General features: G+C 55.2%; 27 protein-coding genes and 2 tRNA genes. 20 read left to right on the top strand and 9 right to left on the bottom strand.

From position 1 onward, the window contains the following. Together H6853_06090 and H6853_06085 are read right to left on the bottom strand one after the other, a co-directional pair. Window positions 1-606 carry an isoprenylcysteine carboxylmethyltransferase family protein gene (locus tag H6853_06090; GenBank protein ID USO03110.1) on the bottom strand — a complete coding sequence of 202 codons (606 nt, stop codon included), beginning with the start codon at window positions 604-606 and terminating at the stop codon, window positions 1-3. 36 nt (window positions 607-642) lie between these two features. Further along, window positions 643-1,452 (bottom strand): diaminopimelate epimerase, encoded by an 810-nt coding sequence (locus tag H6853_06085; GenBank protein ID USO03109.1) that lies wholly within the window; start codon window positions 1,450-1,452, stop codon window positions 643-645. Window positions 1,453-1,846: 394 nt separating this feature from the next. Between H6853_06085 and ffh the strand changes: the two genes are divergently transcribed. From ffh to rplS, 5 genes are all read left to right on the top strand, one after another. Beyond that, a complete protein-coding gene (gene ffh, locus H6853_06080) occupies window positions 1,847-3,436 on the top strand; it encodes a signal recognition particle protein (protein USO03108.1) in 1,590 nt (529 codons plus the stop codon). A gap of 141 nt (window positions 3,437-3,577) precedes the next feature. Beyond that, window positions 3,578-4,087: a 30S ribosomal protein S16 gene (rpsP, locus tag H6853_06075; protein ID USO03107.1), complete on the top strand. Its 510-nt coding sequence runs from the start codon at window positions 3,578-3,580 to the stop codon at window positions 4,085-4,087. An 83-nt stretch (window positions 4,088-4,170) separates the two neighbouring features. Beyond that, a complete protein-coding gene (rimM, locus tag H6853_06070; GenBank protein USO03106.1) occupies window positions 4,171-4,665 on the top strand; it encodes a 16S rRNA processing protein RimM in 495 nt (164 codons plus the stop codon). After that, entirely contained in the window at window positions 4,662-5,438 is a 777-nt protein-coding gene (trmD, locus tag H6853_06065) for a tRNA (guanosine(37)-N1)-methyltransferase TrmD (protein ID USO03105.1), read from the top strand. The genes rimM and trmD overlap by 4 nt, the downstream gene beginning before the upstream one ends. A 126-nt stretch (window positions 5,439-5,564) precedes the next feature. After that, window positions 5,565-6,176, top strand: coding sequence for a 50S ribosomal protein L19 (gene rplS, locus H6853_06060; protein USO03104.1), 612 nt, complete (start codon window positions 5,565-5,567; stop codon window positions 6,174-6,176). Between the two features lie 78 nt (window positions 6,177-6,254). On the opposite strand, the gene H6853_06055 is transcribed toward rplS, so the two are convergent. Beyond that, the gene (locus tag H6853_06055) at window positions 6,255-6,938 is read right to left on the bottom strand and encodes a hypothetical protein (GenBank protein USO03103.1); all 684 of its coding nucleotides are present in this window, start codon (window positions 6,936-6,938) and stop codon (window positions 6,255-6,257) included. Between the two features lie 156 nt (window positions 6,939-7,094). Between H6853_06055 and leuC the strand changes: the two genes are divergently transcribed. The 7 genes from leuC (at window position 7,095) to H6853_06020 (ending at window position 13,499) form a co-directional block, all read left to right on the top strand. Then, window positions 7,095-8,498, top strand: a complete 1,404-nt coding sequence (leuC, locus tag H6853_06050; GenBank protein ID USO03102.1) for a 3-isopropylmalate dehydratase large subunit — start codon at window positions 7,095-7,097, stop codon at window positions 8,496-8,498. Window positions 8,499-8,577: 79 nt separating this feature from the next. Continuing rightward, the gene (locus tag H6853_06045) at window positions 8,578-9,438 is read left to right on the top strand and encodes a hypothetical protein (GenBank protein ID USO03101.1); all 861 of its coding nucleotides are present in this window, start codon (window positions 8,578-8,580) and stop codon (window positions 9,436-9,438) included. 118 nt (window positions 9,439-9,556) lie between these two features. Further along, window positions 9,557-10,315, top strand: a complete 759-nt coding sequence (locus H6853_06040; GenBank protein USO03100.1) for a hypothetical protein — start codon at window positions 9,557-9,559, stop codon at window positions 10,313-10,315. Between the two features lie 209 nt (window positions 10,316-10,524). Further along, window positions 10,525-11,148 (top strand): 3-isopropylmalate dehydratase small subunit, encoded by a 624-nt coding sequence (gene leuD, locus H6853_06035; protein ID USO03099.1) that lies wholly within the window; start codon window positions 10,525-10,527, stop codon window positions 11,146-11,148. Continuing rightward, window positions 11,145-12,254, top strand: coding sequence for a 3-isopropylmalate dehydrogenase (gene leuB / locus H6853_06030; GenBank protein USO03098.1), 1,110 nt, complete (start codon window positions 11,145-11,147; stop codon window positions 12,252-12,254). Before leuD ends, leuB begins: the two co-directional genes overlap by 4 nt. After that, window positions 12,251-12,739, top strand: coding sequence for a hypothetical protein (locus tag H6853_06025; GenBank protein USO03097.1), 489 nt, complete (start codon window positions 12,251-12,253; stop codon window positions 12,737-12,739). Before leuB ends, H6853_06025 begins: the two co-directional genes overlap by 4 nt. Window positions 12,740-12,755: 16 nt before the next feature. After that, window positions 12,756-13,499, top strand: a complete 744-nt coding sequence (locus tag H6853_06020; protein USO03096.1) for a slipin family protein — start codon at window positions 12,756-12,758, stop codon at window positions 13,497-13,499. On the opposite strand, the gene H6853_06015 is transcribed toward H6853_06020, so the two are convergent. The 5 genes from H6853_06015 to H6853_05995 all read right to left on the bottom strand — a co-directional run bounded on the left by H6853_06015 (window position 13,496) and on the right by H6853_05995 (window position 18,874). Beyond that, window positions 13,496-14,371, bottom strand: coding sequence for a tetratricopeptide repeat protein (locus tag H6853_06015; protein ID USO03095.1), 876 nt, complete (start codon window positions 14,369-14,371; stop codon window positions 13,496-13,498). The genes H6853_06020 and H6853_06015 overlap by 4 nt on opposite strands. A 102-nt stretch (window positions 14,372-14,473) precedes the next feature. After that, window positions 14,474-15,112: a hypothetical protein gene (locus H6853_06010; GenBank protein USO03094.1), complete on the bottom strand. Its 639-nt coding sequence runs from the start codon at window positions 15,110-15,112 to the stop codon at window positions 14,474-14,476. Continuing rightward, window positions 15,109-16,617 carry a hypothetical protein gene (locus H6853_06005; GenBank protein ID USO03093.1) on the bottom strand — a complete coding sequence of 503 codons (1,509 nt, stop codon included), beginning with the start codon at window positions 16,615-16,617 and terminating at the stop codon, window positions 15,109-15,111. The genes H6853_06010 and H6853_06005 overlap by 4 nt, the downstream gene beginning before the upstream one ends. Before the next feature lie 82 nt (window positions 16,618-16,699). Then, window positions 16,700-18,643: a Flp pilus assembly complex ATPase component TadA gene (gene tadA, locus H6853_06000; GenBank protein ID USO03092.1), complete on the bottom strand. Its 1,944-nt coding sequence runs from the start codon at window positions 18,641-18,643 to the stop codon at window positions 16,700-16,702. A gap of 154 nt (window positions 18,644-18,797) precedes the next feature. Next, window positions 18,798-18,874 (bottom strand) — tRNA-Arg (locus H6853_05995). A 232-nt stretch (window positions 18,875-19,106) separates the two neighbouring features. Here H6853_05995 and H6853_05990 point away from each other — a divergent pair. Continuing rightward, window positions 19,107-20,435: a hypothetical protein gene (locus H6853_05990; protein USO03091.1), complete on the top strand. Its 1,329-nt coding sequence runs from the start codon at window positions 19,107-19,109 to the stop codon at window positions 20,433-20,435. Then, the gene (locus H6853_05985; GenBank protein ID USO03090.1) at window positions 20,435-21,658 is read left to right on the top strand and encodes a hypothetical protein; all 1,224 of its coding nucleotides are present in this window, start codon (window positions 20,435-20,437) and stop codon (window positions 21,656-21,658) included. Before H6853_05990 ends, H6853_05985 begins: the two co-directional genes overlap by 1 nt. 159 nt (window positions 21,659-21,817) lie before the next feature. On the opposite strand, the gene H6853_05980 is transcribed toward H6853_05985, so the two are convergent. Further along, window positions 21,818-21,894 (bottom strand) — tRNA-Arg (locus H6853_05980). A gap of 124 nt (window positions 21,895-22,018) precedes the next feature. Here H6853_05980 and H6853_05975 point away from each other — a divergent pair. From H6853_05975 to H6853_05950, 6 genes are all read left to right on the top strand, one after another. Continuing rightward, window positions 22,019-22,831 carry a GNAT family N-acetyltransferase gene (locus H6853_05975; protein ID USO03089.1) on the top strand — a complete coding sequence of 271 codons (813 nt, stop codon included), beginning with the start codon at window positions 22,019-22,021 and terminating at the stop codon, window positions 22,829-22,831. 2 nt (window positions 22,832-22,833) lie between these two features. Continuing rightward, entirely contained in the window at window positions 22,834-23,592 is a 759-nt protein-coding gene (locus H6853_05970) for a 1-acyl-sn-glycerol-3-phosphate acyltransferase (GenBank protein ID USO03088.1), read from the top strand. Window positions 23,593-23,619: 27 nt separating this feature from the next. After that, window positions 23,620-23,844: a DUF3126 family protein gene (locus H6853_05965; GenBank protein ID USO03087.1), complete on the top strand. Its 225-nt coding sequence runs from the start codon at window positions 23,620-23,622 to the stop codon at window positions 23,842-23,844. Continuing rightward, window positions 23,795-24,274 (top strand): hypothetical protein, encoded by a 480-nt coding sequence (locus H6853_05960; GenBank protein USO03086.1) that lies wholly within the window; start codon window positions 23,795-23,797, stop codon window positions 24,272-24,274. The genes H6853_05965 and H6853_05960 overlap by 50 nt, the downstream gene beginning before the upstream one ends. 13 nt (window positions 24,275-24,287) lie before the next feature. Beyond that, a complete protein-coding gene (locus H6853_05955; protein ID USO03085.1) occupies window positions 24,288-25,211 on the top strand; it encodes a hypothetical protein in 924 nt (307 codons plus the stop codon). Between the two features lie 75 nt (window positions 25,212-25,286). After that, window positions 25,287-26,240, top strand: coding sequence for a hypothetical protein (locus tag H6853_05950; GenBank protein ID USO03084.1), 954 nt, complete (start codon window positions 25,287-25,289; stop codon window positions 26,238-26,240). The last annotated feature ends 27 nt before the right edge of the window (window positions 26,241-26,267 follow it).

The following is a 26,267-nucleotide window of genomic DNA, read 5'->3' as shown; positions in this document are numbered from 1 at the left end:
CTAGGGCAACATCAAGACCGGCCTGATCAAACCGGACTCTTGCAAAAACTCGGCAAATTCAAACAGGGGATAAGCCGCAAACCACCAAATCGCATCCAGAAAAGCCTTTTTGAGATATTTGGGCGCCACTTCAACTTTATGCGGCGCTTTGTAAAGCCTGAAATTCGGAAACAGCCGGGGAGTCGAATCCATATAATCCAGATAGGCCTGCCCAAATGTCTCTTTCAAAAACGCCTCTTCCCGCAGAATAAGAAAATGGTACAACACCAGAAACGTCAGCGGCATCACGATAATAATCGCAAGATGCGCCGAAATCAGGGCAACCCCCGTCATTCCCAGAAGGGAAAAGAAATAAAGCGGGTTGCGGCAAATCGAAAACGCGCCGTACGTGATAAGCTTTTCGTTTTTAAAACCGCCGAGAAAAGCCGTTGAATAAAGGCGGCCCAAAGCGCAGAAAGCAACCAGAACATATCCCGCGAAATCCAGCATATCATGGAACGGCGTTTCATACCCTACGAGCGCTTTGGTAAAAAACGCCGCGCAAAGAACAAGCGCAAGAACGATGCGTGAATTCCGCATCCTCGATTTATTAAGGCTTCTGGCCATCTCTGAACCTTTCTGCAAAAAAAAGGAAGGGGGACGCTAGACCATTTCCAGCCTGCCGTCAAAAACATATGCATAAGGGCCCGTCATCAGGACATGGCCGTCTTCTTCGCGCCATTCTATAACGAGGTCCCCGCCATCGAGCGTTACGGCGACTTTCCGGTCCGTCAGCCCCCGGCGCACCGCCGCCACGCCGGCCGCACAGGCGCCGGACCCGCAGGCCTGCGTCACGCCTGCCCCACGCTCCCACACCCGCATGCGCAAGTGCTGCCTGTCCTTCACTTCCACAAACTCGACATTGGTCTTTTCAGGAAAGAGCAGGTCCTTCTCAAAACGCGGCCCCCATTCTTCCAGCGGCGCGTTTTCCGCATCCTCGACAAAAAACACGCAATGCGGGTTGCCCATACTGACGGCGACAGGGTCGCCTTCCAGCGGCAAATGAAGCGTATCGCATTCTTTCGAAAGCGGAATATCCCGCCACGCCAGCCTGGGGGGACCCATATCCACGGTAACGAGATATTCCCCGGCCCGAACGCAAGAGAGCAAGCCCGACACCGTTTCGATGACAGCGTGGTCTTCCCCGGTTTCCTGCATTAAAATGTCCGCCACACAGCGCGTGGCATTGCCGCACGCCCCGGCCTGCGTGCCGTCCGGGTTGTAAATCCGCATAAAAGCTCTCGCCTCCGGGGCCTCAGGCGTTTCAATCACGATGAACTGATCGCAGCCCACCCCGCGCTGGCGGTCCGCGATCCGGGCAATACGCTCCGGCGTCAGGTTCAAATCCTGCCCCCGGCCGTCCATGATGACAAAATCGTTCCCGAGCCCATGCATTTTTTTAAATTTCAACATGGATATCTCCTAACACGTCATCCCGAGCGAAGTCGAGGGATCTTGCACGGGGAGCATTGACAAAGATCCTTCGGCTGCGCGCTAACGCGCTTCGCTCAGGATGACAACAAAGGTTGACTTTTTAATACCATCAATCTATAAAACCCCTCAAATTCCGGCATTTTGGATAAATGTTGGTGCTTAACGGTACACCCCGGTCGGCGAAGTTACGCTCACCGGGGCTGTTTTGGCATTTGTTTATTTTAACCACTAAGGACACTAAGGGCACAGAGAATCCGCGTGCGTTAGCACGCTATAAAAACAAAAGAGACTTTAAAAATTTACTGCGGCTGCGCCGTATTTTTCCGGGTATCTTCGTGTTCTTAGTGTCCTTAGTGGTAAGAAAAGAAAAAAGATGTTTGAAAGTCTGAGCGATAAACTGGGCGGGGTCTTTGACAAGCTCCGCGGACGGGGAAGCCTGACGGAAGAAGATGTCAACGAAGCCGCACGGGAAATCCGCGTCGCGCTGCTGGAGGCCGACGTCGCCCTGCCGGTCGTCAAAGACTTTATCGAAACCGTCAAAACAAAAGCCGTCGGCGCGGAAGTGACCAAATCCGTCACGCCGGGCCAGCAGGTCGTCAAAATCGTCCATGACGCCATGGTCGAAATGCTGGGCGGCGCACAAAGCACCGAAGAAGAACTGCGCTTTGCCACCCCGCCCTGCGCTTACCTGATGGTCGGGCTGCAGGGCTCCGGTAAAACGACCTCCACGGCCAAGATCGCACGTTTCCTCACCGAAAAGCACCGCAAGAAAGTCCTGATGGCCTCGCTGGATACCTCCCGCCCGGCCGCGATGGAACAACTGGCGGTTCTGGGAGAACAAACCGGCGTGGCCACGCTCGAAATCGTCAAAGACCAAAACCCGATCGAGATCGCCCGGCGCGCCATGCAAACCGCCCGCAAGGAAGGCTATGACATCGTCATGCTGGACACCGCCGGACGGCTTGCGATTGACGCGGAATTGATGGCGGAAGTCGCCGCCGTTTCCAAAGAAACAAACCCGGTCGAAACCCTTCTGGTCGCCGATGCCATGACCGGGCAGGACGCCGTGAATATTGCTCGAGAATTTGACCAGAAAGTCGGCCTTACGGGCATCATGCTCACGAGGATCGACGGGGACGCCCGCGGCGGCGCGGCCATGTCCATGCGCGCCGTCACAGGCAAGCCCATCAAGCTCATGGGGACAGGTGAAAAATGGGACGCGATCGAACCCTTCCATCCGGACCGGATCGCCGGGCGCATATTGGGGATGGGCGACGTCGTCTCGCTGGTCGAAAAGGCCGCAGATACCATCGAAGCCGAAGACGCCGCCAAAATGGCGGAAAAATTCAAAAAAGGCCAGTTCGACTTCAACGACCTGCTGACCCAGATGCGCCAGATGAAAAAAATGGGCGGAATCGGCGCCATGGCCAAGATGCTGCCGGGCCTTGGAAAAATGGCGGGCGCGCTGGAACAGGCCGGCGTGGATGAAAAAATGATGGGCCAGCAGGAAGCCATCATCCTGTCCATGACGAAGCAAGAGCGCGAAGCCCCGAAACTGATGAACGCCTCGCGCAAAAAACGCATCGCCGCAGGCTCCGGCACGTCCGTGCAGGACGTCAACAAGCTCCTCAAGCAGCAGCAGCAAATGCAGACCGTCATGAAACGCATGAAAAAAATGGGCATGGGCAAGATGATGGGCATGATGAAGGGCCTGATGGGCGGGAAGGACGCCGAACTGCTGGGGCAAAGCATGGACCCGGACGCCCTGGCCGCCGATATGGAAGCCAGCCAAAACGAGGGTCCGCTCGGTCCCAACCCGTTCGCAGGCGGCGCGATGCCGGGTTTAGGTGGCCCGGCCCTGCCCGGCCTGGGCTTCGGCGGCATGGGTGCCGATCCACTCCAAGGGCTGGGCGCCCGTGGCGGCAGCAAAAAGAACCGGAAGAAAAAGGGGCGGAGGAAATAGGTTTTAACACGAAGAACTTAAAGAAAACAAAAATCACGAAGACTTTAAGGAATCCTCTTCGTGATTCTTCGAGAGCTTCGAGAGCTTCGTGTTAGTTTTTTTAATTTTTAACCAAAACATTTAACAAAGGAGAAAGTAAAAATGGCACTAGCAATGAGACTGGCACGCGGCGGCCGGAAAAAACGCCCGCATTATTCCATCGTGGTCGCAGATAAACGTATGGACCGCGACGGCCGGTTTATCGAAAAACTGGGCACGTACAACCCGCTTCTTTCAACAGAAAGCGGCGACCGCGTCAAATTCAACGAAGAACGCGTCAAATACTGGCTCGGCCAGGGCGCGCAGCCGTCCCGCCGGATCGAGATTTTCCTGAGCGACGCCGGACTGGTCCCCAAACCGGCCGTACGGGTCAACCCGAAAAAATCAGCGCCGTCCGAGAAAACGACCATGCGGATCGAAGAGAAAAAAGAAAAGCAAAAAGCCGCTGCTGAAGCCGCCAAAGCCGCAGAAGAAGAAGCCAAGGCTGCAAAAGCCGCGGAAGCTGCCGCCCCGGCTGAAGAGGCGCCCGCTGCAGAAGAAGCCAAGGCTGAAGAGGCCCCTGCTGAAGAGGCAAAGGCTGAAGAGGCTGCTGAGGAAAAGAAAGCGGAATAAACCACAGAGACACGGAGACACAGAGAATTTTTTATATATTCTCTGTGTTTCAAACTCCGCCTCTCTGTGGCTCTGTGGTTAAAATGACAAAGCGCCTTTGCCTCACACAGATTGCCACGGCGCACGGGGTCAAGGGCCTCGTGAAGCTGCACGTTTTTGTAGAAGATACGAGCCTGTTGAACGGCGCGCTGTTTACGTCCGAAACGGGGCCGGAAACACTTTCGGTCACGCTCAAAAACGCCACGGCCAAACATTTTCTGGCTGAAATTGAAGGGATAAAAGACCGGGACGCAGCCCTCGCCCTGCGCGGCACAAAACTCTATCTGGACCGGGAAGCATTGCCCGAACCCGAAGAGGGGGAATTTTACGTCTCCGACCTGATCGGGCTGGACGTTATCGACGAGGCGGACGAAAAAATCGGCAAGGTTATAGACGTGGCCAATTTCGGCGCAGGCGACATGCTGGAAATCCGGCCCCTGTCCGGCCCCTCTTTCTACCTGCCCTTTACGGATGAAAATGTGCCGGAGATCGGAGAAGATTATGTGCGCGTCCATATCCCGGAAGGGTTGGTGGAATGACGTGGCACGTTAACCTCTTAACCCTCTTCCCGGAAATGTTTCCGGGGCCGCTGGGTGCGTCCTTGAGCGGCAAGGCGCTGGAAAAGGGCCTGTGGTCCTATAAGGCGGTAAATATCCGTGATTTTGCGGAAGGCGTGCATAAAACCGTCGACGACACGCCCTATGGCGGCGGCGCAGGCATGGTCATGCGCGCGGACGTGATCGAGAAGGCGCTGTTGTCTCTTTCCTGTCATCCTGATGGAGCGTCAGCGATGGAAGTATCTCATGAGATTCTTCGCTGCGCTCGGAATGACAAAAAACGTTCAGGCCGCCTCGTTTATTTAAGCCCGCGCGGAAAGCCGTTGACTCAAAGGCTGGTGGAAGAACTGGCGCAGGAACCATCCCTGACCCTCCTGTGCGGACGGTACGAAGGGGTCGACCAGCGCGTACTGGACGCCTATGCGTTCGAGGAAATTTCCATCGGAGATTATGTGCTTTCGGGCGGCGAACCCGCCGCGCTGATCCTGATGGATGCCTGCATCCGCCTGCTGCCCGGCGTCATGGGCAACGACGCCACCCCGGAGGAGGAAAGCTTCGGCCGCGCCACAGGCGGCCTTTTGGAATATCCGCACTACACCCGCCCCGCCGACTGGAAAACCGCTGGCGGCGAGGTTCTAGGCGTGCCGGACGTACTCAAATCCGGCGACCACGCAAAGATTGCCGACTGGCGGCAGGAAACGTCGGAAAAACTGACAAAAGAGCGCCGCCCGGACCTTTTGCCCAAAAAGTCATAATTTTCTTGCGTCCGGCGCCGCATTCTAGTAGAACCACCCCGAGTTTTAACCCGTAAAAACAACAAATGGGCCGCCGGCGATTGAAAGCTGATTATCGGGCCTTTATAAGGGAAAAGGTAAGAAAAGATGACCAACACACTGAAAAAATTTGAAAATCGCCAGATGGAGAAACTCTCCGAAGGCAAAAAAATTCCGGCCTTTTCGCCCGGAGACACCGTTAAAGTAAACGTCCGCATCAAAGAAGGCTCCCGCGAGCGGGTACAGGCCTATGAAGGCGTTTGCATCGCCCGCCACAGCAACGACGGAGACGTGAACGCGAGCTTCACCGTGCGTAAAATCAGCCTCGGCGAGGGCGTTGAGCGGGTCTTCCCCCTCTATTCCCCCCGGATCGACTCCATTGAACTGGTCCGCCGCGGCTCCGTCCGCCGCGCCAAGCTTTATTACCTGCGCGACCGCCGCGGTAAATCCGCCCGTATTTCCGAACGCACCGCCGGACACGGGCTGGACACAGAGGTGGATGAAGCAACCAAGGATATGACGCAAACGGCCAAGCGCGCCGCGAAAAAAGCCGAAAAAGGCAAAAACCGCGAAGCCGCCCGCAAGGAGCAGGAAAAAATCAAAGCGGATAAAAGGGCCGCCAAGGCAGAAGCCGCAAAAGCCAAAGCAGCGGAAGCTGCCGCTGCGGAAGCGCCTGCCGAAGCGCCTGCAGAAGCAGCAGAAGGCAAAAACGAAGAATAAGCCTTCTTTTCCAAATTCGAGAATCAAAAACGCGGCGCAAAAGGCCGCGTTTTTTTTACGAATGAAACTTTTGTATCCTTATTTCATGTCCATCGAGGGTGGACGCGTAAGAACGCTCCTTACCTGTTCCTGTTCATGATAGCCCAGCGGCCCTTCCTCAAGCCCTTCTATCAGATCCACGCGGTAGCGCGCGAGCGTCTCCGCCTTGCGAATGCCCGCCTGCGCCTTTTTTACAACGTAAAGATCGTCAATAACCAGGTCATATTTTGCGTTAAGCTCAGCGTTTTTATCGCCTAATTTGTTCATATTTCCCGCTTCTGACCACAATCTGTCATGGATAAGCTCCAGCCCTTGCTTAAGAGCCGGAAAATCCTGCGCCGACAAGTCCTTATCGGGTGTTTTCAGGAAATGTACATCCCCGACTACCCCCGTATATCCGGCAAAGGAGCTATAAATGTCCCTTGCCAGAACCGCCGCCCTGTTTTCTTCTTCACGAATTTTTTCCGGGGAAAGCGCTTCAAGCTCGAAGCAGTTTTTAAGCGTCGTCCCGCAGCCTTCAAGCTCTTCGGTATCCGCCTCTATAACCTGCCCTTTGCCATCCTTGACCGCATAGGCATAAGCCGTACTCGCACCGGCCGTCAGATCCAGAGGCGCCAGAAATTCATAATTTTCGAGATCTTCATCCCCCCAAAAAGCTGCCGTTGCGATCATGGTCAATCCAATCCCGTATCCAACGGCCTTTCGTATTAATCCAGCTCCCATCACACACCCTCTTGTTTCATAAATTAACGTTCGGTTAATTTATGCTTTTTTATGTATTATGTCAAGTAATTTACCTTCCCCCCGCAAAAAGCTGTTGATTTACAGGCCATACATCTTAAAGTACGGACCACCTGAAACATAAGGAATCTCAGCTTCATGCCCGGGCCCCGCAATTTATTCCAAAAAATATGGGACGATCACCTTGTCCAGGAAGGACAGGACGGAACCGGCCTGATCTATATCGACCGGCATCTGGTGCATGAAGTCACCTCTCCGCAGGCTTTCGAAGGGCTGCGGCTGGCAGGCCGAAAGGTGCGCAGGCCGGAGGCCACGCTGGCCGTCGCAGACCACAACGTCCCCACCACGGACCGCAGCAAGGGCATCGCCGAGGAAGACAGCCGTATCCAGGTCGAAACACTGTCCCAAAACTGCGCGCAGTTCGGCGTGCAGCTGTTCGACATGAACGACAGGCGTCAGGGAATCGTCCATATTATCGGCCCCGAACAAGGCTTTACCCAGCCCGGCATGACCATTGTCTGCGGCGACAGCCATACCTCGACCCACGGCGCGTTCGGCTCCCTCGCCTTCGGGATCGGGACGTCGGAGGTCGAACATGTGCTGGCCACACAAACGCTGATCCAGAAACCCGCCAAATCCATGCGGATTGCCGTGGAAGGCGCCCTCCCGGCCGGCGTCACCGCCAAAGACCTGGCCCTGCACATCATCGGGGAGATCGGCACGGCCGGCGGCACAGGCTATGTCATCGAATATGCCGGGGAAGCGGTCCGCGCGCTTTCCATGGAAGGGCGCATGACCTTGTGCAACATGTCGATCGAGGCCGGCGCGCGGGCCGGCATGGTCGCGCCGGATGAGACAACATTCGACTATTTAAAAGGCCGCCCGATGGCCCCGCAGGGCGCGGATTGGGAGAAGGCCGTCGCCTACTGGAAAACCCTGCCCGGCGACGAAAGCGCCTCCTTTGATCGGGAAATCCATATCAGGGCCGCAGATATCGCCCCGACCGTCACATGGGGTACCAGCCCCGAAGATGTCCTGCCGATTACGGGCGTTATCCCCTCCCCGTCCGACATTCAGGATGAAAACAAAAAACGCTCCATGCAGCGCATGCTCGATTATATGGGCCTTGCCCCCGGCACCCCGCTGCAGGAAATAAAAATCGACAAGGTTTTTATCGGCTCCTGCACCAACGGCCGCATCGAGGATTTACGCGCCGCCGCCGCTATCGCCAAAGGCAAAAAGGTCGCCACAGGAGTCCACGCCATGGTCGTCCCCGGCTCCGGTCTCGTCAAGGCGCAGGCCGAGGCCGAAGGACTGGCAGATATTTTGATTGAAGCCGGTTTCGACTGGCGGGAAGCCGGCTGCTCCATGTGTCTGGCCATGAACGCCGACCGCTTGGCGCCGGGCGAGCGCTGCGCCTCCACCTCCAACCGCAATTTCGAAGGCCGTCAGGGACGCGGCGGACGCACCCATCTGATGAGCCCTGCCATGGCCGCCGCCGCGGCAATCACCGGAAAACTGACGGATGTCCGGGATTTTTAAGTTTTGGCTTGCAAAACATTCTTATTTTCCGTAAAAATGCCTTTCTTTGTAACAAACCGCCGATAAAGAGGACCGTATCATGTCTCTGAACCGCTCCCCCCTTCGCACAGCCGCCGGCGCGTTTCTCATCGCCGTCTCTGCCAATGTCATGAGCGCGGAAAACGCCCCCGCAGAACCCCAGGCCGCCGGAATGGTAACCGCCGAAGACTACCGGAAAGAGCGAAAAGCGGCGGCGGAAAAAGTGCATGAAGCCATGGTCAAAGTCGGAGAAAGCCTTTTACGTCTTGAAAAGAGACCCATGCCTCCCTTTGCGAAAATCACCTTAAAAAGAGAAACCAGAAATCTGCAGATTCAATTGGACGCCTATCGTGCAGCCGGAGGATATGGCGACACACTGGACAGGGTCCCCACAGATGGCCTTCTCAATCCGGTGACTGCCGGAACCCTCTTCGACGTCGCGGAGCTTGAGAATATGAAAGATTTTCTTCTCGGCGGCGACAGTGCAAAAACAGAGGAAAAATCCGCCTTGACCGCCCTGAGAGAAAAGGCACACAGGCTAAACCCTGAAGCTTTTTCGGCAGCTCTGCGTTCCATGGCCCGGCTGGCAATACAGGGCTCGGAAAAAAAGGAGCAAAAAGTAACGGAGATGGCAAAAGCAGCCTTCGCCGAATGTGCGATGCCCCAAATGCCCCCGACGTCATCAACCCTTGTCTTCCAGGAAATGGAAAAGCTGGCGCAGGATCCCGACTATATCACGCCGCTTGTGCCCCGTCGCTGCGGTCTGTATCTGGGAGGCTTGCCTGCCGGTGAAAGGCAAACGTCGCAACTCGAAGCCCTGATCGCCATTTACAATGGGCTGCCGTCGGCAAATGACGACTGGTGCAAAAGCTGGATTTCAACGCCCGGTAAAGCGCACTACTGCCAACTGCGCGCCCTCTAACAAAAAGGTCCGGCCCCATGAAAACACGCGGAAAGCCTGTTTAAAACTTTGGCATAATCCTTTCGCATCTGCACAAATATGTGGTAAGCAGGTCGCGGAATATACGTCAGGGACGCCCATGTTTGACCCAAACTCTTTCAACCTTCTGGAACTGGACCGTATCATCGAGAGCTACGATTACGAAAGCGACCCGGTTTTATATGAACTCTTCCGCCCCGTCGAAGCCACGCTCTGGGGCTGCATCGAAAATTACGGCGCCGGAATCAATAATTTCGGCATCCAGATGGCGAACCATCTGCGCCGGACATCCCTGGATGTCATGAAATTCATGGTCGAAGAGCTGGGCTTTTCCGAATCGGCCGGCCGGAACTTTCAGGCCGCCAACCTGTTTCAGGACCTGGGAAAAATCCATCCCGATTACGACCCCCATATCTGGGTACTGCCGCACCGTCCCACCGAAGAAGAACGCGCCGAAAAACGCAAGCACGCCGCCCGCGGACCGGAAATCATCGAGTCCGCACTGGAAGGCGCCCCGCAGGAGCTTCTGGACCACCCGCATATCAAAACCGTCATTCCCGCCATCCAGCTCTTTCATCATGAGCGCGTGGACGGCAGCGGCCTGTTCCACAAAAAGGGAAACGAAATGGGCCTCGTCATCAAGGCCGTCTGTATCGCGGACGCCAAAGACGGCGACATGATCCGCCGCGGCCATCACGATTTTCACCGCACCGAAGCGCAGGCCCTGTTCCGGATGAAAGGATTGCCGGAATACGACCCGAAAGGGAAATATGTCGGCGCGTTTGACGATCTGCTGGATACATATATCGCCTACCGCGAAAAAATCTCCGGGCACTTCGACCCGCCTGCAAAAGCGTGAGTTTTTGAACCACTAAGGGCACAAAGAAATCGAGAATAAAACCGCGCACAGTGCATAAATACCAGACAACAGAACGTACCGGTTTTTATTCAATGCGCCCTCGGCGTAAATTCTTCCGGAGCGCTTTGTGCCGTTGGTGGTTAAAAAATACCGGACAACTCGTTTCCGGAAATCTTTGATTATTTATTTGAAAGCGTTATAAAAAACGCATGGAAAAATTTACAAAACTTTCCGGCATTGCCGCGCCTTTGCGCATGATGAACGTCGATACCGATATCATCATCCCGAAACAGTTTTTGCGGACCATTCAGCGCACCGGCCTTGGCGTCCATGCGTTTAACGACATTCGCTACAACGAAGACGGCAGCGAAAAACCGGACTTTGTCTTAAACAAGGAGCCTTACCGCCACGCCGCCATCCTTCTGGCGGGCGAGAATTTCGGCTGCGGCTCCAGCCGCGAACACGCCCCGTGGGCCATTGCGGATTTCGGCATCCGCTGCCTCATCGCCCCCTCTTTTGCCGATATTTTTTACAATAACAGCTTTAAAAACGGCCTGCTGCCGATTACGCTTCCCAAAGAGCAGGTGGAAGCGCTAATGAAAGAAGCGGAAGAAAATCCCGAGGGCGTAACGGAAATCGATCTGGAAAAACAAACGATCACGCGCGGCAACAAGCTTTCCTTCCCTTTTGACATCGACCCGTTCCGCAAGCACTGCCTCCTGAAGGGACTGGACGATATCGGCCTGACGGAAGAAAAAAGCGCCGCGATCGACCGCTACGAAGACAATATCCGAACGCAAAAACCGTGGTTATTCGAAGAGGCCGCCTCATGAGCACATCCTTCTCCCTCACCCTTCTCCCCGGCGACGGGATCGGACCGGAAATCATGGCACAGGCGCGCAAAGTGATTGCGTGGCTGGAAGCCGGCGGCGATTTAAAATTTAACCTGTGCGAAGATCAAATCGGCGGCGCGGCCTACGAACAATACGGCGTGCCGCTGGCAGACGAAACACTGGAAAAATGCCGGACAAGCGATGCGATTTTGATGGGCGCGGTCGGCGGCCCGCAATGGAACGGCGTGCCTTACGACAAGCGGCCTGAAGCCGGCCTGCTGCGCCTGCGCAAAGAATTGAACCTGTTCGCCAATCTCCGCCCGGCCCTTGTCTTTGACGCGCTGGTGGAAGCCTCCAGCCTGAAACCGGAGATCGTGAAAGGGCTGGATATCCTGATCGTGCGGGAACTCACGGGCGGCGTTTATTTTGGAGAGCCGCGCGGCATCGAGGATCTCGGCAATGGCGAGCGCCGCGGGGTGAACACGCAGGTCTACACGACGTCTGAAATCCGGCGTATCGGAAAAGTCGCCTTTGATCTCGCCCGCAAACGCGGCAACAAGGTCACCTCCTGCGAAAAAGCCAATGTCATGGAAAGCGGAAAACTCTGGCGCGAAGAAATCACCGCCCTGCATGAAAAAGATTTTTCCGATGTCACGCTGGAACATATGTATGCCGATAACTGCGCCATGCAGCTTTTGCGCGCGCCTTCGCAGTTCGACGTGATCGTCACCGACAACCTTTTCGGAGACATCCTTTCGGACGAAGCGGCGATGCTGACAGGCTCCCTGGGCATGCTGCCCTCCGCTTCCCTGGGCGAAAAAGGCGCCGCCGGCCTGTATGAGCCCGTCCACGGCTCCGCCCCGGATATTGCGGGTCAGGGAAAAGCCAACCCGCTGGCCACCATTCTCAGCCTTGCCATGCTCCTGCGTTATTCCCTTGATCTGGGCACGGAAGCCGACAGGATAGAACGCGCCGTCCAAAATATTTTGAACAAAGGCGTGCGCACATCTGATATTATGGCCGAAGGCTGCCGCGAGGTTTCAACGGACCGGATGGGAGACGCCTTGATCGAAGAACTGAACAGGACACAAAAGGAGGCCGCATGATCGCCAGTTTGATATTGGGACTGCATCTTCTGGGCTTTATCCCCATGGAAAACGCCGCCGTTTTCCTGTTTATCTACGGCGGCCTGCTTGTTCTGGCGGAATTCTTTTTACCTTCAGGGCTGGCCGCCTTTAACGGCGTTTTGTCCCTGATCGCCGGATTTGCCCTTTACGCCGGACCGGAAAGCGTTCTGGGCCTTTATGTGGGATGGGGCGTTTTCTTCGGCATCGCCTTTGCCGAATTTTTTGTTCTCGGCGCCTGCATTTTCCTCCTTCTCCGCTACCGCCGGCAGAAAATCACAACCGGCGCGGAAAGCATGATCGGGCAAGAAGCCGCCGTTCTGGAATGGAACGGAAAAAAAGGCCGCGTGCGCATTCAGGGCGAGACATGGCAGGCGGAAAGCGATGACGCGCTCGACCTGCCAGCCGAAACGAAAGTCACCGTCAGCGCCATTCGGGATTTAACACTTAAAATTACAACTTCATAAATAAAGGGAAAAAATCATGACAACATTCTTTGCCCCTGTTCTGGTCGGTCTGATCGTCTTGCTCATGGCCTCTATCCGTATCGTCAAGGAATATGACCGCGGTGTCGTTTACACCCTTGGGAAATATTCCGGCACGCGCGGACCGGGCCTTCAGCTTATCATCCCCGCCGTCCAGGTCATGGAACGCGTCGATACGCGGATCCGCACCGAAGACATCCCCTCGCAGGACGTCATTTCCCGCGACAACGTCTCCGTGAAAGTCAACGCCGTGGTTTATTACCGCGTGATCGACCCCGCACACGCCGTCAACCGCGTGGAATGTTTCGAGGTCGCCACGAGCCAGCTTGCGCAGACGACCCTGCGCTCCGTCCTTGGGAAACATGACCTGGACGACATGCTCTCCAAACGGGACCAGCTCAATCAGGATGTGCAGACCATTCTGGACGGGCAAACCGAAGGCTGGGGCGTCAAAGTCGCCAATGTCGAGATCAAGCATGTCGATATCGACCCGACCATGGTGCGCGCCATCGCCAAGCAGGCCGAAGCCGAACGGGAACGCCGCGCCAAGATTATCAATGCCGAAGGAGAATTGCAGGCAGCAACGCAACTGGACGAAGCAGCAACCATTCTGGCCAGACGCCCCGAAACCATGCAGCTGCGCTATTTAAGCACGCTCGGAGAATTCACAAACGCAAAAGGCAGCACCATTGTTTTGCCTATGCCGCTGGACCTGCTCAAAGCGCTTGAGAAAAAAGTCTAAAGCCTCCTGAGATAATACAGGCGGTCGTAAATGCGCCCGCGCGGCACAGAGAGTCCTGCGCCGTAAGCGGCATCCGTTTCCAGCGCCTTTTCATACAGGGGCAGCGCTTTTTTATGCGCCCCGCTCCGGTCGACCATCACCGCGACATTATAAATATAGCCCGCCTTTTCCGGCGCCAAAGCCGCTGCAAGACTCATATAACGGATCGCCTCTTCCTCGCGCCCTGCCCGCGCGCTCACCAGACCAAGCTGCGCGGCAAGCGCCGCATTTTCAGGATGGCGCGCATGAAGTTTTTTTAAAATTCCGAACGCAGAATCATAACGCCCCGCTTTGAGCGCCTTCTGCGCGGACGCCAGAAGCGTTTCCTCCCCGGAGACCACAGCCTTCCTTTTCACGGACGCAAATTTTTTCGCCGGAAGGGAAGACGGGTGCGCCTCCATCTGCGCCGGAGTCAAAGGCTCTATTCTGAAATTCACCTCCCGGGCGTATACGCTTTTTGACAAATCCCTGACCGAAAGCGCAGGCCCTAAAGACACGCGCCCGCCCGGCGGCGCCTCGAAACTTTTATTTTCCGAGACATGGGTCCGCCGCACCATATCCGAAAGCTCCTTCGCCGCAGGCGCCGTCCAAACCATGGCCGCCGACAGCGCCTTGTCAAACGCCGCCGGATAAGACACGTCCGATGCGGGAAAAAACAGCCCCCCACTCATCATCACCGCCGCCAGGATTAAAGGCATCGCCATGCGCGCCTTATCCCTCCCGCAGGCCGCTGCGGCATATACGCGCGGCCCGGCCACCACACCCTGAAGAGGGTAGTGCGCGGCCCTTTCATACGCCTCAAGGAAAGCAGCCCTTCGATGTTTTCTGGTCACAAAAACAGACATCGGCCCTAAAAAAACACAAAAGAAAGAAGAAAGGCGGAATCGCCCCCTACCACCTGAAGCGTAGCAAATTCAAAGCTGTTTGTGAAATTTTCAAAACGAAGGGGCGCCGGAAGGGCTCGAAAACGCCGGCATATCCTTTTCCGGCACGATCGTCTGCCAATCCCCGCTCATCTCTGCGAATACCAGAAAATGACCGGATTCATCCTTCCTTCGAATATGCATATCTTTCACGCAGACAAGGCCGGGAAACGCTTCCTCAAGAAGGGAAAGAAAGCGGTGAAGAGGCTCATCCCCTTTTGCTTCCACGCTGATCTTCAGCCTGCTTTTCAGCAGCCTGTATTCTTTGCCCCCGCCTTCAGGAGCCTCCAAAGGCCCGATTTCAAAATCGAGAGCCGATAAACCGGATTTTTCCTTGAGACGGTCAAAAGCTTTTTGCGCCTCCAGACGGTTTTGCCCGTTAAAAAACCCCTGCGCTTTCATCTGATCGAAGCGGGCCTTTTGCCGGCTAAAGGTCAGGTAGCCGGCTCTCAGTTCCCTGATTTCCGTTTCCATAGAAATAACGTCCTGCCGCACCCCGGTCAGCTCTTCATGCATGGCCAGCGTTTTCGGCTGGAGAACGACAAAATGATACCCCCCCAGAAAAACAACCCCTGCCAGCAAGGACGCCAGAAGCCTGATCCGCTTCCGCCCCAGAATGTCCGCCGAAGCTTTTGAAAGTTTTTGTCTCATTCGTCCCCCGCCCCGCCAGACACAATGGAAATTACGGCCGTCAGTTTTTCCCCGGCGGACACAGAGGACGGACCGTCTGTATATCCCGAAAATTTTCCGCGATATCCCATCCCCGCAACATGGCGGAGAATATCGACCTGCGCCGCCGGAAATTTTTTCCGGACCGCGTCACGAAAATGCAGACTGGCCTCATAAGCTTCCGCCGGCGAAAGGGTTTTGGGAAAAGACAAGGTCACAACCGTCTTCCCTTTTGAAATATCCATTTCCTCCAGCGCCATTTGCGGCTCCAGCGCCTCCCCGACATCCCGCAAGACATCCAGCGGCCTGAGCCGCGCATCCTCTATCCTTTCAAAGACCGCCGAGGCATCGCGCACGAACGCAAAATCATAGCCTGTTTCACGTTCCCTGCTCCGATCTTCTTTCAACGAAAGCGCAATCCCCGCTTTTTGCTGCGCGGCCAGATCAAGGTTATGGCGAAGCGTCGACATATCCTGCATGCCGAAAAAAATCTGAAACGCGAAAAGAAAAAGAAAGGACGTCATAACAAAGGCGGCAAAGGCGGCGGCGCGGCGCGGCAAGGAAATACGCGAAAGTCTCCTGTGCCCCAGCGGCAGGGAAAAAATACGTTTTTTCGCCACCCATGCAACATGGACCGGATCGGCGCTGCATACATCGTCCTGAGGCCCCAGACGCAAACCCAGAATATCCGCCGCATCCAGAGACGACAGGAAATGAACCCTTCCTTCCGTCCGCAGCGTCTCTTCCAGAAAATCTGTCGGCGCACTGCCGCACACGACAATAATGTCCAGACCGTCTGCGGCCTCATAACCAAAACGGGAGAGATAGCCCATTGTCGTTTTAAACTCGGCGATAATTTCTTCGGACCATTCCCCGGGATCGACATTTATATCCGCCATCGGAGTCATCCGCGTGAGCGCAAGTTCGCCGTCGCGGACAACTATCTGCCGCAGTCCGCCGCTTTGGTGCTGCCCCATGAACAAGGACCACTTCGCCTGCCGGTCTCCTTTGCCCGCAAGCTTTCGGGACAGGGCCCGGACCATCCCCGCGCTCTCCACAGGCAAAAGACAAAACCCGTCCACGCGCGCAAGGGACAGCCGCACCCCTTCCATCACCTTACACAGCGCGCCGGTCATCGGAACGCCCGCGAACAAATACATCGCGCCGGAAACCCCCCGCTCTTCCTGCCGCAGGCTCCGCTGCTCCGACAAAGACGCCCCTTCTTCTTTCAAACGCAGCGCCGCCCGAATGGGATGAGGCCGAAACACCTCCGCAAGCCGCCGCCGCAAAAGGACAAAGCGGTATAACGGGCCCGCATGCGGCACGCGCTCTTTACGATAATGCTGCTCTACCATATCGTTCAAAATAAGGACGCGCTTTCCCCTCGTCTTTTTGGAAATCAGCCGCGCAAGCGTCTGCTCAAAATTTGCGGTCTCCCACGAAAGCAAATCCACAAAATGAATGCGGGCAGGTGTTGCTTCATACACAAGCAACCCTTCATCCTCCATAAGAAGAACGCATCTGGACGGAAATAAAAAAGGAATGTGCATGATGAATTCAGGCCCAAAATTATTTATGGATTTCAACGATTTTAGACAAAGCCTCCAGATCGGTAACGCCTTCCAGCACTTTCAGGATGCCATCGCAGCGCAGGCTTTTGAAGCCTTTTTCCCGCGCCGCAGCCTTTAGCGCCAGCGCCGTTCCTCCCTCCGCCACAATTTTATCCAGATCCTCGTCAAACAGAAGGGTTTCAGCAATGCAGGTCCGCCCCTTATACCCTTGCCCGCCGCATTGATCGCACCCGCCCTGACGCGCCCGGAAGACTTTATCAATCTCAATCTCCTGACCCTTTATCCCCTCCTGAAGGATTTTCCTTTCCGCCGGCTCCGGCGTGCAGGCTTCCCTGCATTCCGGACAAAGACAACGTACCAGACGCTGCGCAATCAATGCCGTAATATTTCCCGCAAGCATCCCCGGCGCCAGCCCCAGATCAAACAGGCGCGGCAGCGCCCCGAAACAGTCTTTTGTCTGCAGGGTCGTATAAACGCGGTCCCCGCTCATCGCCGCCTGAAGCGCCATTTTCGCGGTCTCCGGATCTTCAAGTTCCCCGATCAGAATAACATTCGGATCCTGACCGAGAATAGCCTGCAGCCCGTCCGCAAACCCGATGCTCCCCTGCTTAAGCGCCGTTTGCCGGATCATCGGCAAATAATATTCAATCGGGTCTTCCAGCGTCTGGATACTCACATCCACCGAATTGATTTCCCTGAGCATCGAGTAAAGCGTCGTTGTCCTGCCGCTTCCGCGCGGACCTGTGACGATCGTAAGCCCTTCGGGCCTTTCCTGCGCCTCCTTGATCCGTTTAAGGTTATGCTCGCCAAGCCCCAGTTTGCGCAGCGCCATAACGCCGCTCTGACGGTCCAGCACGCGCAGCACCATATTTTCACCATGCACCGTGGGCAAAGAAGACACACGGAAATCCACATGGCGCCCGCCAACCTTCATCTCAATCCGCCCCTTTTGCGCCGTAACGCTATCGGCGACGTCCAGACCCGCCATCCGCTTGATACGCTCCAAAATCGCGCCCCAATACTGGATGTGGAGGATCTGGGCCGTAAAAAGAACGCCGTCCACACGGTAACGCAGCCGGACAAAATTTTCTTCCGGCTCAAAGTGAATATCCGAAGCCCCAAGATTCACAGCTTCAAAAACAAGCGCATTGACCAGACGCACGACAGGATGCGCATAAGCGCGCTCTTCCGAAAGCGCGCGAGTGTCCAGATTTTCTTTATTTCCTTCTTCAAGTTCCTTGAGTATCTCATTGATAGAAGACGCATATCCGTACGCCGCATCAATGGATTCATTCAAAATAGCCGGCGTGGTCAAAAGAGGCGTAAACACCGTCCCTTTCGGCAAAAACCGCCGGAGCGTATCCAGCGCCACCACATCATAGGGATCCGCCATCGCAAGGCGGAACTCGCCGTCTGTAACAGAAACCGGCAGAACCTGATGATACTGGCAGGTTTGTTTGTCAATCAGGGACAGCGCCCCTTTATCAACAAACATCTGGGAGGGATCAAAAACCTCAAAACCGGATGTTTCCGCCAGAAACGTTTCCAGAATATCGGCGCTCATAAACCCCAGACCAACCAGCACCTCGCCCAGCAGTTTTCCGGAGTTCTTTTTCTCCTCCAGCGCCGTGTTCAACTGATCCGTCGTGATAATCCCCATCGACACAAGCTGCTCGCCGATACGGGGCTTCCCCCCCCAGCCCGCAGACGCATCGTGCCGATCATCCCGCCCGGAAACACTGATAAACTCGCGGTCTTCGTTTGTGATGGCCCCTTGCGCGCCGTCGTCCCCGCTCTCTTCCTCCACAGGCGCCTGTTCCGGAGAGGCTAAAATATTTTGCGCCTCTTCCCCTTCCTCCACATCGAAAAAACCGTCCGCGCCTTCAATCACAAGGCCGGAGTCAGGGAAAAGAGGATTACCGGTACTTTTTTTCTTCGACATCGGAAAAACAAACGATTGTTTATGTCAAAACCAGAAAGACGCACGCCCTTACCTTATTACCCCAAAATGGTTAACAAAAAGATTATGAGGGCGCATGACCGGGCGCGATCAGCGACTTGCGCGGCCTGCGGTCTTTCCGGGGATAAAAGTGAGATGGCGCGCCTGAGAGGATTCGAACCCCTAACCTCCTGATCCGTAGTCAGGTGCTCTATCCAGTTGAGCTACAGGCGCAGATGCACCGTATTTGGTACATGCGAGCGAGACACTACCCCAGAGCCGCTTTTCATTGCAAGGGCTAAACTGAATTCGAAGTCAAAAAATCTCCGAAAAAAATCTTGGGGCTTTTTCACAAATAAGCCGCCCTTCGGCTTGACAGCCCGCCTGTTTTAAGGTGAATTGAGGCGCTTAGCATAATTATGGCAGAAAATCATAGCAGGGGCCGCTTACGGGCAAGATAATGCAAATGAGTCAAAACATTAGAACAATAATCCTCCCCCTTTTTAGCGCGCGCAGCCCCGCCTGTTTCGCACTGGCGTGCCTGTCCGTCTGCGTCCTGACAAGCGCATCCGGCCCCGCGCAGGCCCAGATTGACATGAACAAAAAACCTGTCCTGGTCATCACAAACGAACCCATGCCGGCGACGGATATCCTGCCTGTCTATACACAGCCGGAAAAAGCCCCTGACATCACGCCGGACCAGCTCTCCGGCCCGTCCTATTTCGAGCCGACCCAGACGGTCGTGGGCCAGAAGATCGACACCCTGAGAACCGACCTTTTTGCGCTCCAAAGCCGCGTAAGCACCTTGTCCGGCAAGCTGAGAAACATTGAAAGCACCACCCGCAGGCAGGCTTCCGAATATAACGCGAATGTCGCCACGATTAACACCCAGCTTCAGGCCGGAACGACGCCGGGCAACCCGAGACTGGTCGGACGGCTCGGGAATGCGCAGAAAAAACTCGACGATTTCTCCCAAAGCGTCGCCGAGCTGAACGCGCTGACGGTTGATATCACGGCCCTGTCCTCCAACGCTTCTTTCCTTCTGGATGCGGCGCACGCGACGTATTCCCTCTCGGGCGCCATCGAGGAAGATCACGTCCGGCTCGCCCAGCTCGAAGACCAGATAGACGGTATCGTTGTGATGGTCGAACGCCTTTTGAACGCTGCAAATGACGACATTATGCGCACGACAGCCTTCCTGAACGCCGAACACAGCAACCTGCGCACCCTCGCGCTCGGCGTCACAACAGGGAATATGTATGGCGAGTCCCTTTCCAACAGGCCCTTCACCGGCGGCGACATGATTCAACCCGCCCGCTATGATGCGCCCATGGCACCGATGGCGCCCATGGCTCCGGTTCCGCCCGTTCCGATGTCCGATGTGCCCGCCGCCGTCTATGACGCGCCGATGGCACCGGTCGAACCGATGGCTCAGGTCCCGATGTCCGGTATTCCTGCCGCTGCTCCCATGCCTGTGGTTCCTGTATCGCCAGGGCGCCAGCCGCTCGCCAAAATCCGTTTTGACCGGCCGGATGTGAATTTCCAGCAGCCCGTCTATCAGGCCGTCTCTCAGGCCATGGAACGCTACCCGCGGGCAACATTCGAGATCGTCGCGGTCCATCCCCTGTCCGACAACGCCGCCCAGATGGCGATTGAAAGCACGCGCGCGCGCCGGAACGCCGAAAAAGTCCTGCGCAGCCTGAGCCAGATGGGCCTGCCCACGGACAATATCGAACTGACCGCTTCCCAAAGCCCGGAAGCGCAAACCAACGAAGTTCACATTTTTATCCGCTAGTGTCCTCAACATCGAAAACCGCCGCGATCGCCCTTCTCCTTATTATCATCGGGGCCTGCGGTTTCGGCGTTGGCTATAAAATATCCTCAACAGATGACCTTGCCGCGCTTTTCCCCTCCCAATGGGCGGAAAAGCTGACCGCTCAACACCAAAACAAAAACCTGACCTACATCTCCGTTGTTCCCAGCATCGGCCCCCTTTCCAGAACGGTTTATACCGGCCCTCTTGAGATCCGGCAGGAGAAGGTAACGGCGGCGCTTCCGAATGAAAAAGCGAAGGACGTCAAGGTCGGGCAGCGCGTCATTTTCTACGACCGGAATGAGGCCCCTCACCCCGTTCCCGGCGCCATAGAAGCCGTCACGGTTGAAGGGGAAAACACCGTTGTCACATTTAATCTTGTGGCTTTTGATACGGATGAACAGGAAAACAATGCGGCGGAGGAGGATGTGACGGAAGCCGAAACGACCGCCCAGCCGGATGCACAGGACAAGCCGGATCAACCGGACGAAATGGCTCCTGCCAACACCGCCCCGGAGGATACCGGCCCGGAAAACGAAGCGTTATCGTTAGAGAGCAATTTTTATGGGAAGCGTGACGATTCATGCGAAGATCTCGCGCAGGAAGCCGCAAAAAAGGCCCCCCTGAAAGATATTGAAAATTACAAAGCCCGCATCCTTCTCGAAGACAGGGACTTCGTCCGGCGCCTGCCTTATGAAACGCTCGTGTCCACCGACAAGGGGGACCGCTATATCTGGATAACGCTTCCAAACGCAGACGGCTCTTTTACGCTCAGGCGCCACGCCGCCCCGCGCCTGATGGACGGAGACAAATATTACGAAGCGGAATATACCATCGGGATGGAAACGCCTGTTCTCCTGAACCCGCCGGAAGATTTGCAGGACGGCCAGATTGTAAAAAATGTCGAAACCTTCATCCTGAGCGCCCCTAACCAGTCGCTGATCGAGCTTGCCGCAGAACAGGGCTTTCTCCGCCTTGTCGAGGAACGCCGTCAAAAAGAAGAAAAAATACGCGAAGAAATGGGCGTCGCCGATTGCGGAAATGTCGTGGATGAACAAGGATATCCCCTGAAGAAAAGCCGGGGGACCCCGGCCGGCGGACAGAGCGGCGCCTGCGGAAGCGCGCCTAAACCGGTCTTTCCTCCTCCCGACGACGGAACCGCCTTTTTCACCAAAAGCAGCGGCAGCAGTTGCGGCGGGAGGTAAAACCGCGCTAACGCCCTTACCGGTATCGCTCTTGCCGTAAATGGCGTCCCCGAGAGGACTCGAACCCCGCATCACGTTCGTGATGCTTTTATAAAAAGACGGAGGTGGGCCGCATCGCAATTCCGGTAACGCACTTACCGGTATCGCTCTTGCCGTAAATGGCGTCCCCGAGAGGACTCGAACCTCCGACACCCAATTTAGGAAACTGGTGCTCTATCCAACTGAGCTACGAGGACATTATGAAAGCCTTTTAAATTAAAGCCTTTTCAGATACCGCCCCCCTTTTACCGCAAAAGCTACAGAAAACGCGAGCGAAAAAGGACTAGATATCTTCGGAAACAGCTATTAGTGTCAGGCTTCATGGCTGATACCTGCACCGACATTGAATCGATCGAAGTCCGCCTGGCGGAAAACGAGGATGAAATTGAAGCCTCACAGCGCCTGCGTTACAAGGTTTTCTACGAAGAATATGGCGCGATCCCGACCGAAGACATGGCCCGCAAAAAGCGGGATATCGACGAATATGACGCCATCACGGATCACCTGATCGTTATTGACCACGACCTGCCCGAAGGGCCGGACAGGCTTGTCGGAACTTATCGCCTCCTGCGCCGCGAAATCGCGGACAAATATGGCCGGTTTTACACAAGCGGCGAGTACGACATCGCCCCCCTTCTGAACAGCGACACGAGCCTTCTTGAACTCGGGCGCTCCTGCGTTTTGCCGCCTTACCGGACGCGCCCGGTCCTGCAGAAACTCTGGGGCGGCATTGTGCATTATGTCGTCGATCACAATATCGAGCTTATGTTTGGCTGCGCGAGCCTGCACGGCACAAATATAGACGAGCACGCGCAGGAACTGGCCTATCTCTACCATTACCACCTGGCTTCGGACGACCTGCGCCCCAAAGCCCTGCCCGGGCGCTATGTGGACATGAATCTCTGCGCCAAAGAAGATATCGACCCCCGGGAAGTCGTCCGGCGGCTGCCTCCTCTCGTCAAAGGATATCTGCGCCTCGGCGCCTCTATCGGCGACGGGGCCGTGGTCGACGAACAATTCAACACGACGGATGTGTGTATCGTCCTGCCGACCGACCACCTGAGCGAAAAATACACCAAGCATTACGAACGGATTACAAAGAAGATCATCCCCCTCAAAAGCGGAACCAGATAGCCATGCGCTCCGTCATTGCCGTCCTCAAACTGTGTGTTTTCCTTATCTACTGCGCCATTGTCATTCCGGTGCAGGCTCTTACCCTCCTGTTTTTTCAGGAAAAAGGGCAAATTCCGCCGCATATCTTTCTAAAATGCGTCTGCCCCCTGTTTGGCATAAGATACAAAATCAAAGGCACACCCTGCCTGAAAGGCCGGACGCTTTTTGTCGGAAATCATTTGTCCTATCTCGACATTCCCCTGATCGGCGCCGCCCTGCCGATTTCCTTCATCGCCAAGAAAGAAGTCGCCGGCTGGCCCCTTTTCGGATTGCTGGCCAAACTGCAACGCACCGCCTTTGTCGAGCGGTCCCGGCAGGGAACGATCGAAGGGCAGGACACGGTTGAACACCGTCTGGAACTCTTAAAGCACCTCGTTCTCTTCCCGGAAGGAACATCCAGTACCGGAGAGGCTGTTCTCCCTTTTAAATCAAGCTATTTTGCGCCGGTTTTAAACAAGGATATCACAGTCCAGACTTTTACCATCAGCCTGCTCCGCACCGACCGGGCCGCACCGCTCAACCGGGATCTGTACGCCTGGTACGGCGACATGGACCTTGCCCCCCATCTTTGGCAATTTGCCAAAAGCCGGGGTGTGGATATCTGCATAACCTTCGCGGCGCCCCGCACCGCCAAAGACTATACGGACCGGAAAAAGCTGGCGCAGGATTGTTACGAAGAGTGCGTAAAGGGGTTGATTTCCGCAGAAAATCCGCCTAATTAACATCTGAAACGAAAGAGGAAAGACATCATGGAATTCTCCCCCGACGAACTCGTCAGAGTCCAGGCCTATTTGCGCAGCACCTTCAGCAACGACAATCTCGCCGTGCGCCCCCGCGCCCAGACCCCCGATTCGATCGAGATTCTGATGAACGGCGAGTTTCTGGGCCTTGTTTACAAAACGGTGGATGAAGGAGAAACCTCCTATGATTTCAACATGTCCATTCTCGATATCGACCTGCCGCAGGTTTCCTGATAAGGCCCTTCCGATCTTCCTTCTGGTTTTGCTGGTAACAGCCGCCCCGGCGCGGGCCAGTGAGAACCTGATCTTTAAGCCCGCAGAGTCCCACTATAAAAGCCGGATTGTCGCCGCCTTCGTTGAAACGCTCGATCCAAACGAAAAAGGCCCCTTTCTCGTCGCAAAAACAGACCTGAACGGGGACGACGTTCCGGAATATTTTGTAAAATCAACAAAATCCTCAGATCTGAAAAACCACTGGATTATTGCGCTGAAGCGCCGAACCCCGACTTTTTTAACCAAAATCCCGGCAAAAAAAATTGTCGTCAGCGACAAAAAAACCTACGGCATCCGCAAGTTAATCGTCTATAATCGTCCCGAGAATGACTTTCGCAAGGAAATATTCGTCTGGAATCCCTTTCTTTTTCGCTTTGAACCCGAAAAGTAAGATACAATGGTAAATGATGCTCACCAGAGATAACACCGCCGAAAAACTTTTCCGTCTTCTTTTTTGTACGGCGGTATTGCTCTGCTCCGCCCTTGTTGCAACGAAAGCATACGCCGAAGACGACGACCTCACCGGCTGCGCGAGCGACACATGGATCGCCATGTACAACCAGGCCACGCTGCAGGCCCGGCGCGAAACCGTTATGAACCAGACCTTTATCACCAAGCCGGACAGCGTTTTGCAATATAGCTGCTTTGAAAAAGCCCTGCAGTATACGGAAAAATACGCAGGCCCCGTTTTCAGCGAAACGGACCACTGGAGAGGACTTCCCGTCATTATCGACGGAAAAAGCGTGTTCAATCCCAAGAAAAAAACGGTCTACACAAAGACGGCCCTGGGCAGCACCTCCCTGGACATGGCCATTACGTCCGCCGTGCGCAGCGCCATGAAGCCTTACCTGAACGCGAATTTCAACCACACCATGCTCGGCGGCACGACCGAAATCCCGGGAAAAGTGGACGACTGCAAGCTTATGAACACCGTCTGGAAAGCCGCGCAGTGCAATAATTTCGAAGACTCCAAGGTTTTTTACAAGTTTGAAGAGCTGATCGGGTACGATCCGCGCCAATATCCCCCCGACATCCCATGCAATTACACGGGAATCGAACAGGAGCACATAGATATCGCCCAGAACAAGGGCTTTGCCCATGCCAAATTCTCTAAAGTCAAAACGCATTTGAAATACCTGCTCAATGAAGGCGGCGGCAACTGCCCCCGGACCATCGCCACCGGCGTGTTCGTCTACCGGGTAAGGGCCGCAGGGCAAATAGGAAGAATACACGATTATAAGGACGCCGTTTGCTCCAATGTCGGCTGCGTTTATAAAAGCAAAGGAAAGAACTATTCGGATGAGGAAACCAAGAAACAGTGCCAGTAAGCTTTTAAAATGAAAGAGTTGTTTGCCACGAAGCCCCTTTTTCGGGTAAAATAGAAAGTCAGGAAAGTGATTGCCATGCGACATTATATTATTCTGTTTTTTGCGTTAGCCCTCGGCGTATTCTGTGGCACGACACGGGGCTATGCCGTGGAGATCGCGCCCCAGCCCTGCGACCCGAACTACTGGACGACCCTGAAGGAACGCGCATGGATGGAAGCAGAGCGCGAAATCATGCAAAACCAGAACCTGATTTTCAAACCGGACAGCGTTCTGGAATATACCTGTTTTGACAAATATGTGTCGCACGGCGCGAAATGGCTGGGCGATATTTTCGTCCACACTTATTACTTCGGGAAACAGATTATCAAAAGGGGGGAACACCCGCACGCGCAGGAAATTGCGCTTCAACTGGTTGTTACCAATGCATTGAAGGAGTATCTCAAAGGGAGTTTCCAATATAAGTTTTTTGCAGAGCGCTCTCCGCTCTTAAGAAATCCTCCGGGGATCACAAACAGTTTCCCGATTACCGATGCGACGACTATGAAGAGTTACAGTTGCAAGGTCATGAAGGAAGTCTGGAAAGCGGCAAAATGCATCAACTTCATTGACGGAGAGCCTTTTAAAATCTCGGACGGGCTCCACCCCTTCATTACCCTTAAACCCGGCCCCGAAGGCGGCGAAACGGTTCCGGGGTACGACGTCTTCGGAGATGTCCGGAAATGGCCGGAATATTGCGACGACCCGATCAAGGGGCAGGAATGGGTCGATGCAAACAAGATCGCCATCAACGAAAACGACATGAAATACAAGTTCGAAAAACCGCTCAAAAAAGCCTATGAGGATGTGCGTAAAATGGTGGAACCGGGATCCTGTGTCGGAACCCTGGAAACCGGCGTGATGGTCATCCTGTCCGGAACAAAAGAGCAGGTTGTCGACAATGTCTGTACGAACCCCGGCTGTACGTATCTTCTGGATGGAAAAATAAACCAGACGAGCAGCAAATCCACACGAAGAGGATCGTGTAGATAATCCGGCTTTATACGAGTTTCCTTTGAT

The organism is Rhodospirillales bacterium, from assembly GCA_023898765.1.
Taxonomy (GTDB): domain Bacteria; phylum Pseudomonadota; class Alphaproteobacteria; order Micavibrionales; family Micavibrionaceae.
Note: the sequence above shows the minus strand (reverse complement) of the source record. Positions and strands in the feature narration are given on the sequence as shown.

What these genes read in the sequence shown, in the direction of transcription:
- H6853_06090 (USO03110.1), bottom strand. Translation starts at nt 606, where the DNA reads ATGGCCAGAAGCCTTAATAAATCGAGGATGCGGAATTCACGCATCGTT.
- H6853_06085 (USO03109.1), bottom strand. Translation starts at nt 1,452, where the DNA reads ATGTTGAAATTTAAAAAAATGCATGGGCTCGGGAACGATTTTGTCATC.
- ffh (USO03108.1), top strand. Translation starts at nt 1,847, where the DNA reads ATGTTTGAAAGTCTGAGCGATAAACTGGGCGGGGTCTTTGACAAGCTC.
- rpsP (USO03107.1), top strand. Translation starts at nt 3,578, where the DNA reads ATGGCACTAGCAATGAGACTGGCACGCGGCGGCCGGAAAAAACGCCCG.
- rimM (USO03106.1), top strand. Translation starts at nt 4,171, where the DNA reads ATGACAAAGCGCCTTTGCCTCACACAGATTGCCACGGCGCACGGGGTC.
- trmD (USO03105.1), top strand. Translation starts at nt 4,662, where the DNA reads ATGACGTGGCACGTTAACCTCTTAACCCTCTTCCCGGAAATGTTTCCG.
- rplS (USO03104.1), top strand. Translation starts at nt 5,565, where the DNA reads ATGACCAACACACTGAAAAAATTTGAAAATCGCCAGATGGAGAAACTC.
- H6853_06055 (USO03103.1), bottom strand. Translation starts at nt 6,938, where the DNA reads ATGGGAGCTGGATTAATACGAAAGGCCGTTGGATACGGGATTGGATTG.
- leuC (USO03102.1), top strand. Translation starts at nt 7,095, where the DNA reads ATGCCCGGGCCCCGCAATTTATTCCAAAAAATATGGGACGATCACCTT.
- H6853_06045 (USO03101.1), top strand. Translation starts at nt 8,578, where the DNA reads ATGTCTCTGAACCGCTCCCCCCTTCGCACAGCCGCCGGCGCGTTTCTC.
- H6853_06040 (USO03100.1), top strand. Translation starts at nt 9,557, where the DNA reads ATGTTTGACCCAAACTCTTTCAACCTTCTGGAACTGGACCGTATCATC.
- leuD (USO03099.1), top strand. Translation starts at nt 10,525, where the DNA reads ATGGAAAAATTTACAAAACTTTCCGGCATTGCCGCGCCTTTGCGCATG.
- leuB (USO03098.1), top strand. Translation starts at nt 11,145, where the DNA reads ATGAGCACATCCTTCTCCCTCACCCTTCTCCCCGGCGACGGGATCGGA.
- H6853_06025 (USO03097.1), top strand. Translation starts at nt 12,251, where the DNA reads ATGATCGCCAGTTTGATATTGGGACTGCATCTTCTGGGCTTTATCCCC.
- H6853_06020 (USO03096.1), top strand. Translation starts at nt 12,756, where the DNA reads ATGACAACATTCTTTGCCCCTGTTCTGGTCGGTCTGATCGTCTTGCTC.
- H6853_06010 (USO03094.1), bottom strand. Translation starts at nt 15,112, where the DNA reads ATGAGACAAAAACTTTCAAAAGCTTCGGCGGACATTCTGGGGCGGAAG.
- tadA (USO03092.1), bottom strand. Translation starts at nt 18,643, where the DNA reads ATGTCGAAGAAAAAAAGTACCGGTAATCCTCTTTTCCCTGACTCCGGC.
- H6853_05990 (USO03091.1), top strand. Translation starts at nt 19,107, where the DNA reads ATGAGTCAAAACATTAGAACAATAATCCTCCCCCTTTTTAGCGCGCGC.
- H6853_05975 (USO03089.1), top strand. Translation starts at nt 22,019, where the DNA reads ATGGCTGATACCTGCACCGACATTGAATCGATCGAAGTCCGCCTGGCG.
- H6853_05970 (USO03088.1), top strand. Translation starts at nt 22,834, where the DNA reads ATGCGCTCCGTCATTGCCGTCCTCAAACTGTGTGTTTTCCTTATCTAC.
- H6853_05965 (USO03087.1), top strand. Translation starts at nt 23,620, where the DNA reads ATGGAATTCTCCCCCGACGAACTCGTCAGAGTCCAGGCCTATTTGCGC.
- H6853_05960 (USO03086.1), top strand. Translation starts at nt 23,795, where the DNA reads ATGATTTCAACATGTCCATTCTCGATATCGACCTGCCGCAGGTTTCCT.
- H6853_05955 (USO03085.1), top strand. Translation starts at nt 24,288, where the DNA reads ATGATGCTCACCAGAGATAACACCGCCGAAAAACTTTTCCGTCTTCTT.
- H6853_05950 (USO03084.1), top strand. Translation starts at nt 25,287, where the DNA reads ATGCGACATTATATTATTCTGTTTTTTGCGTTAGCCCTCGGCGTATTC.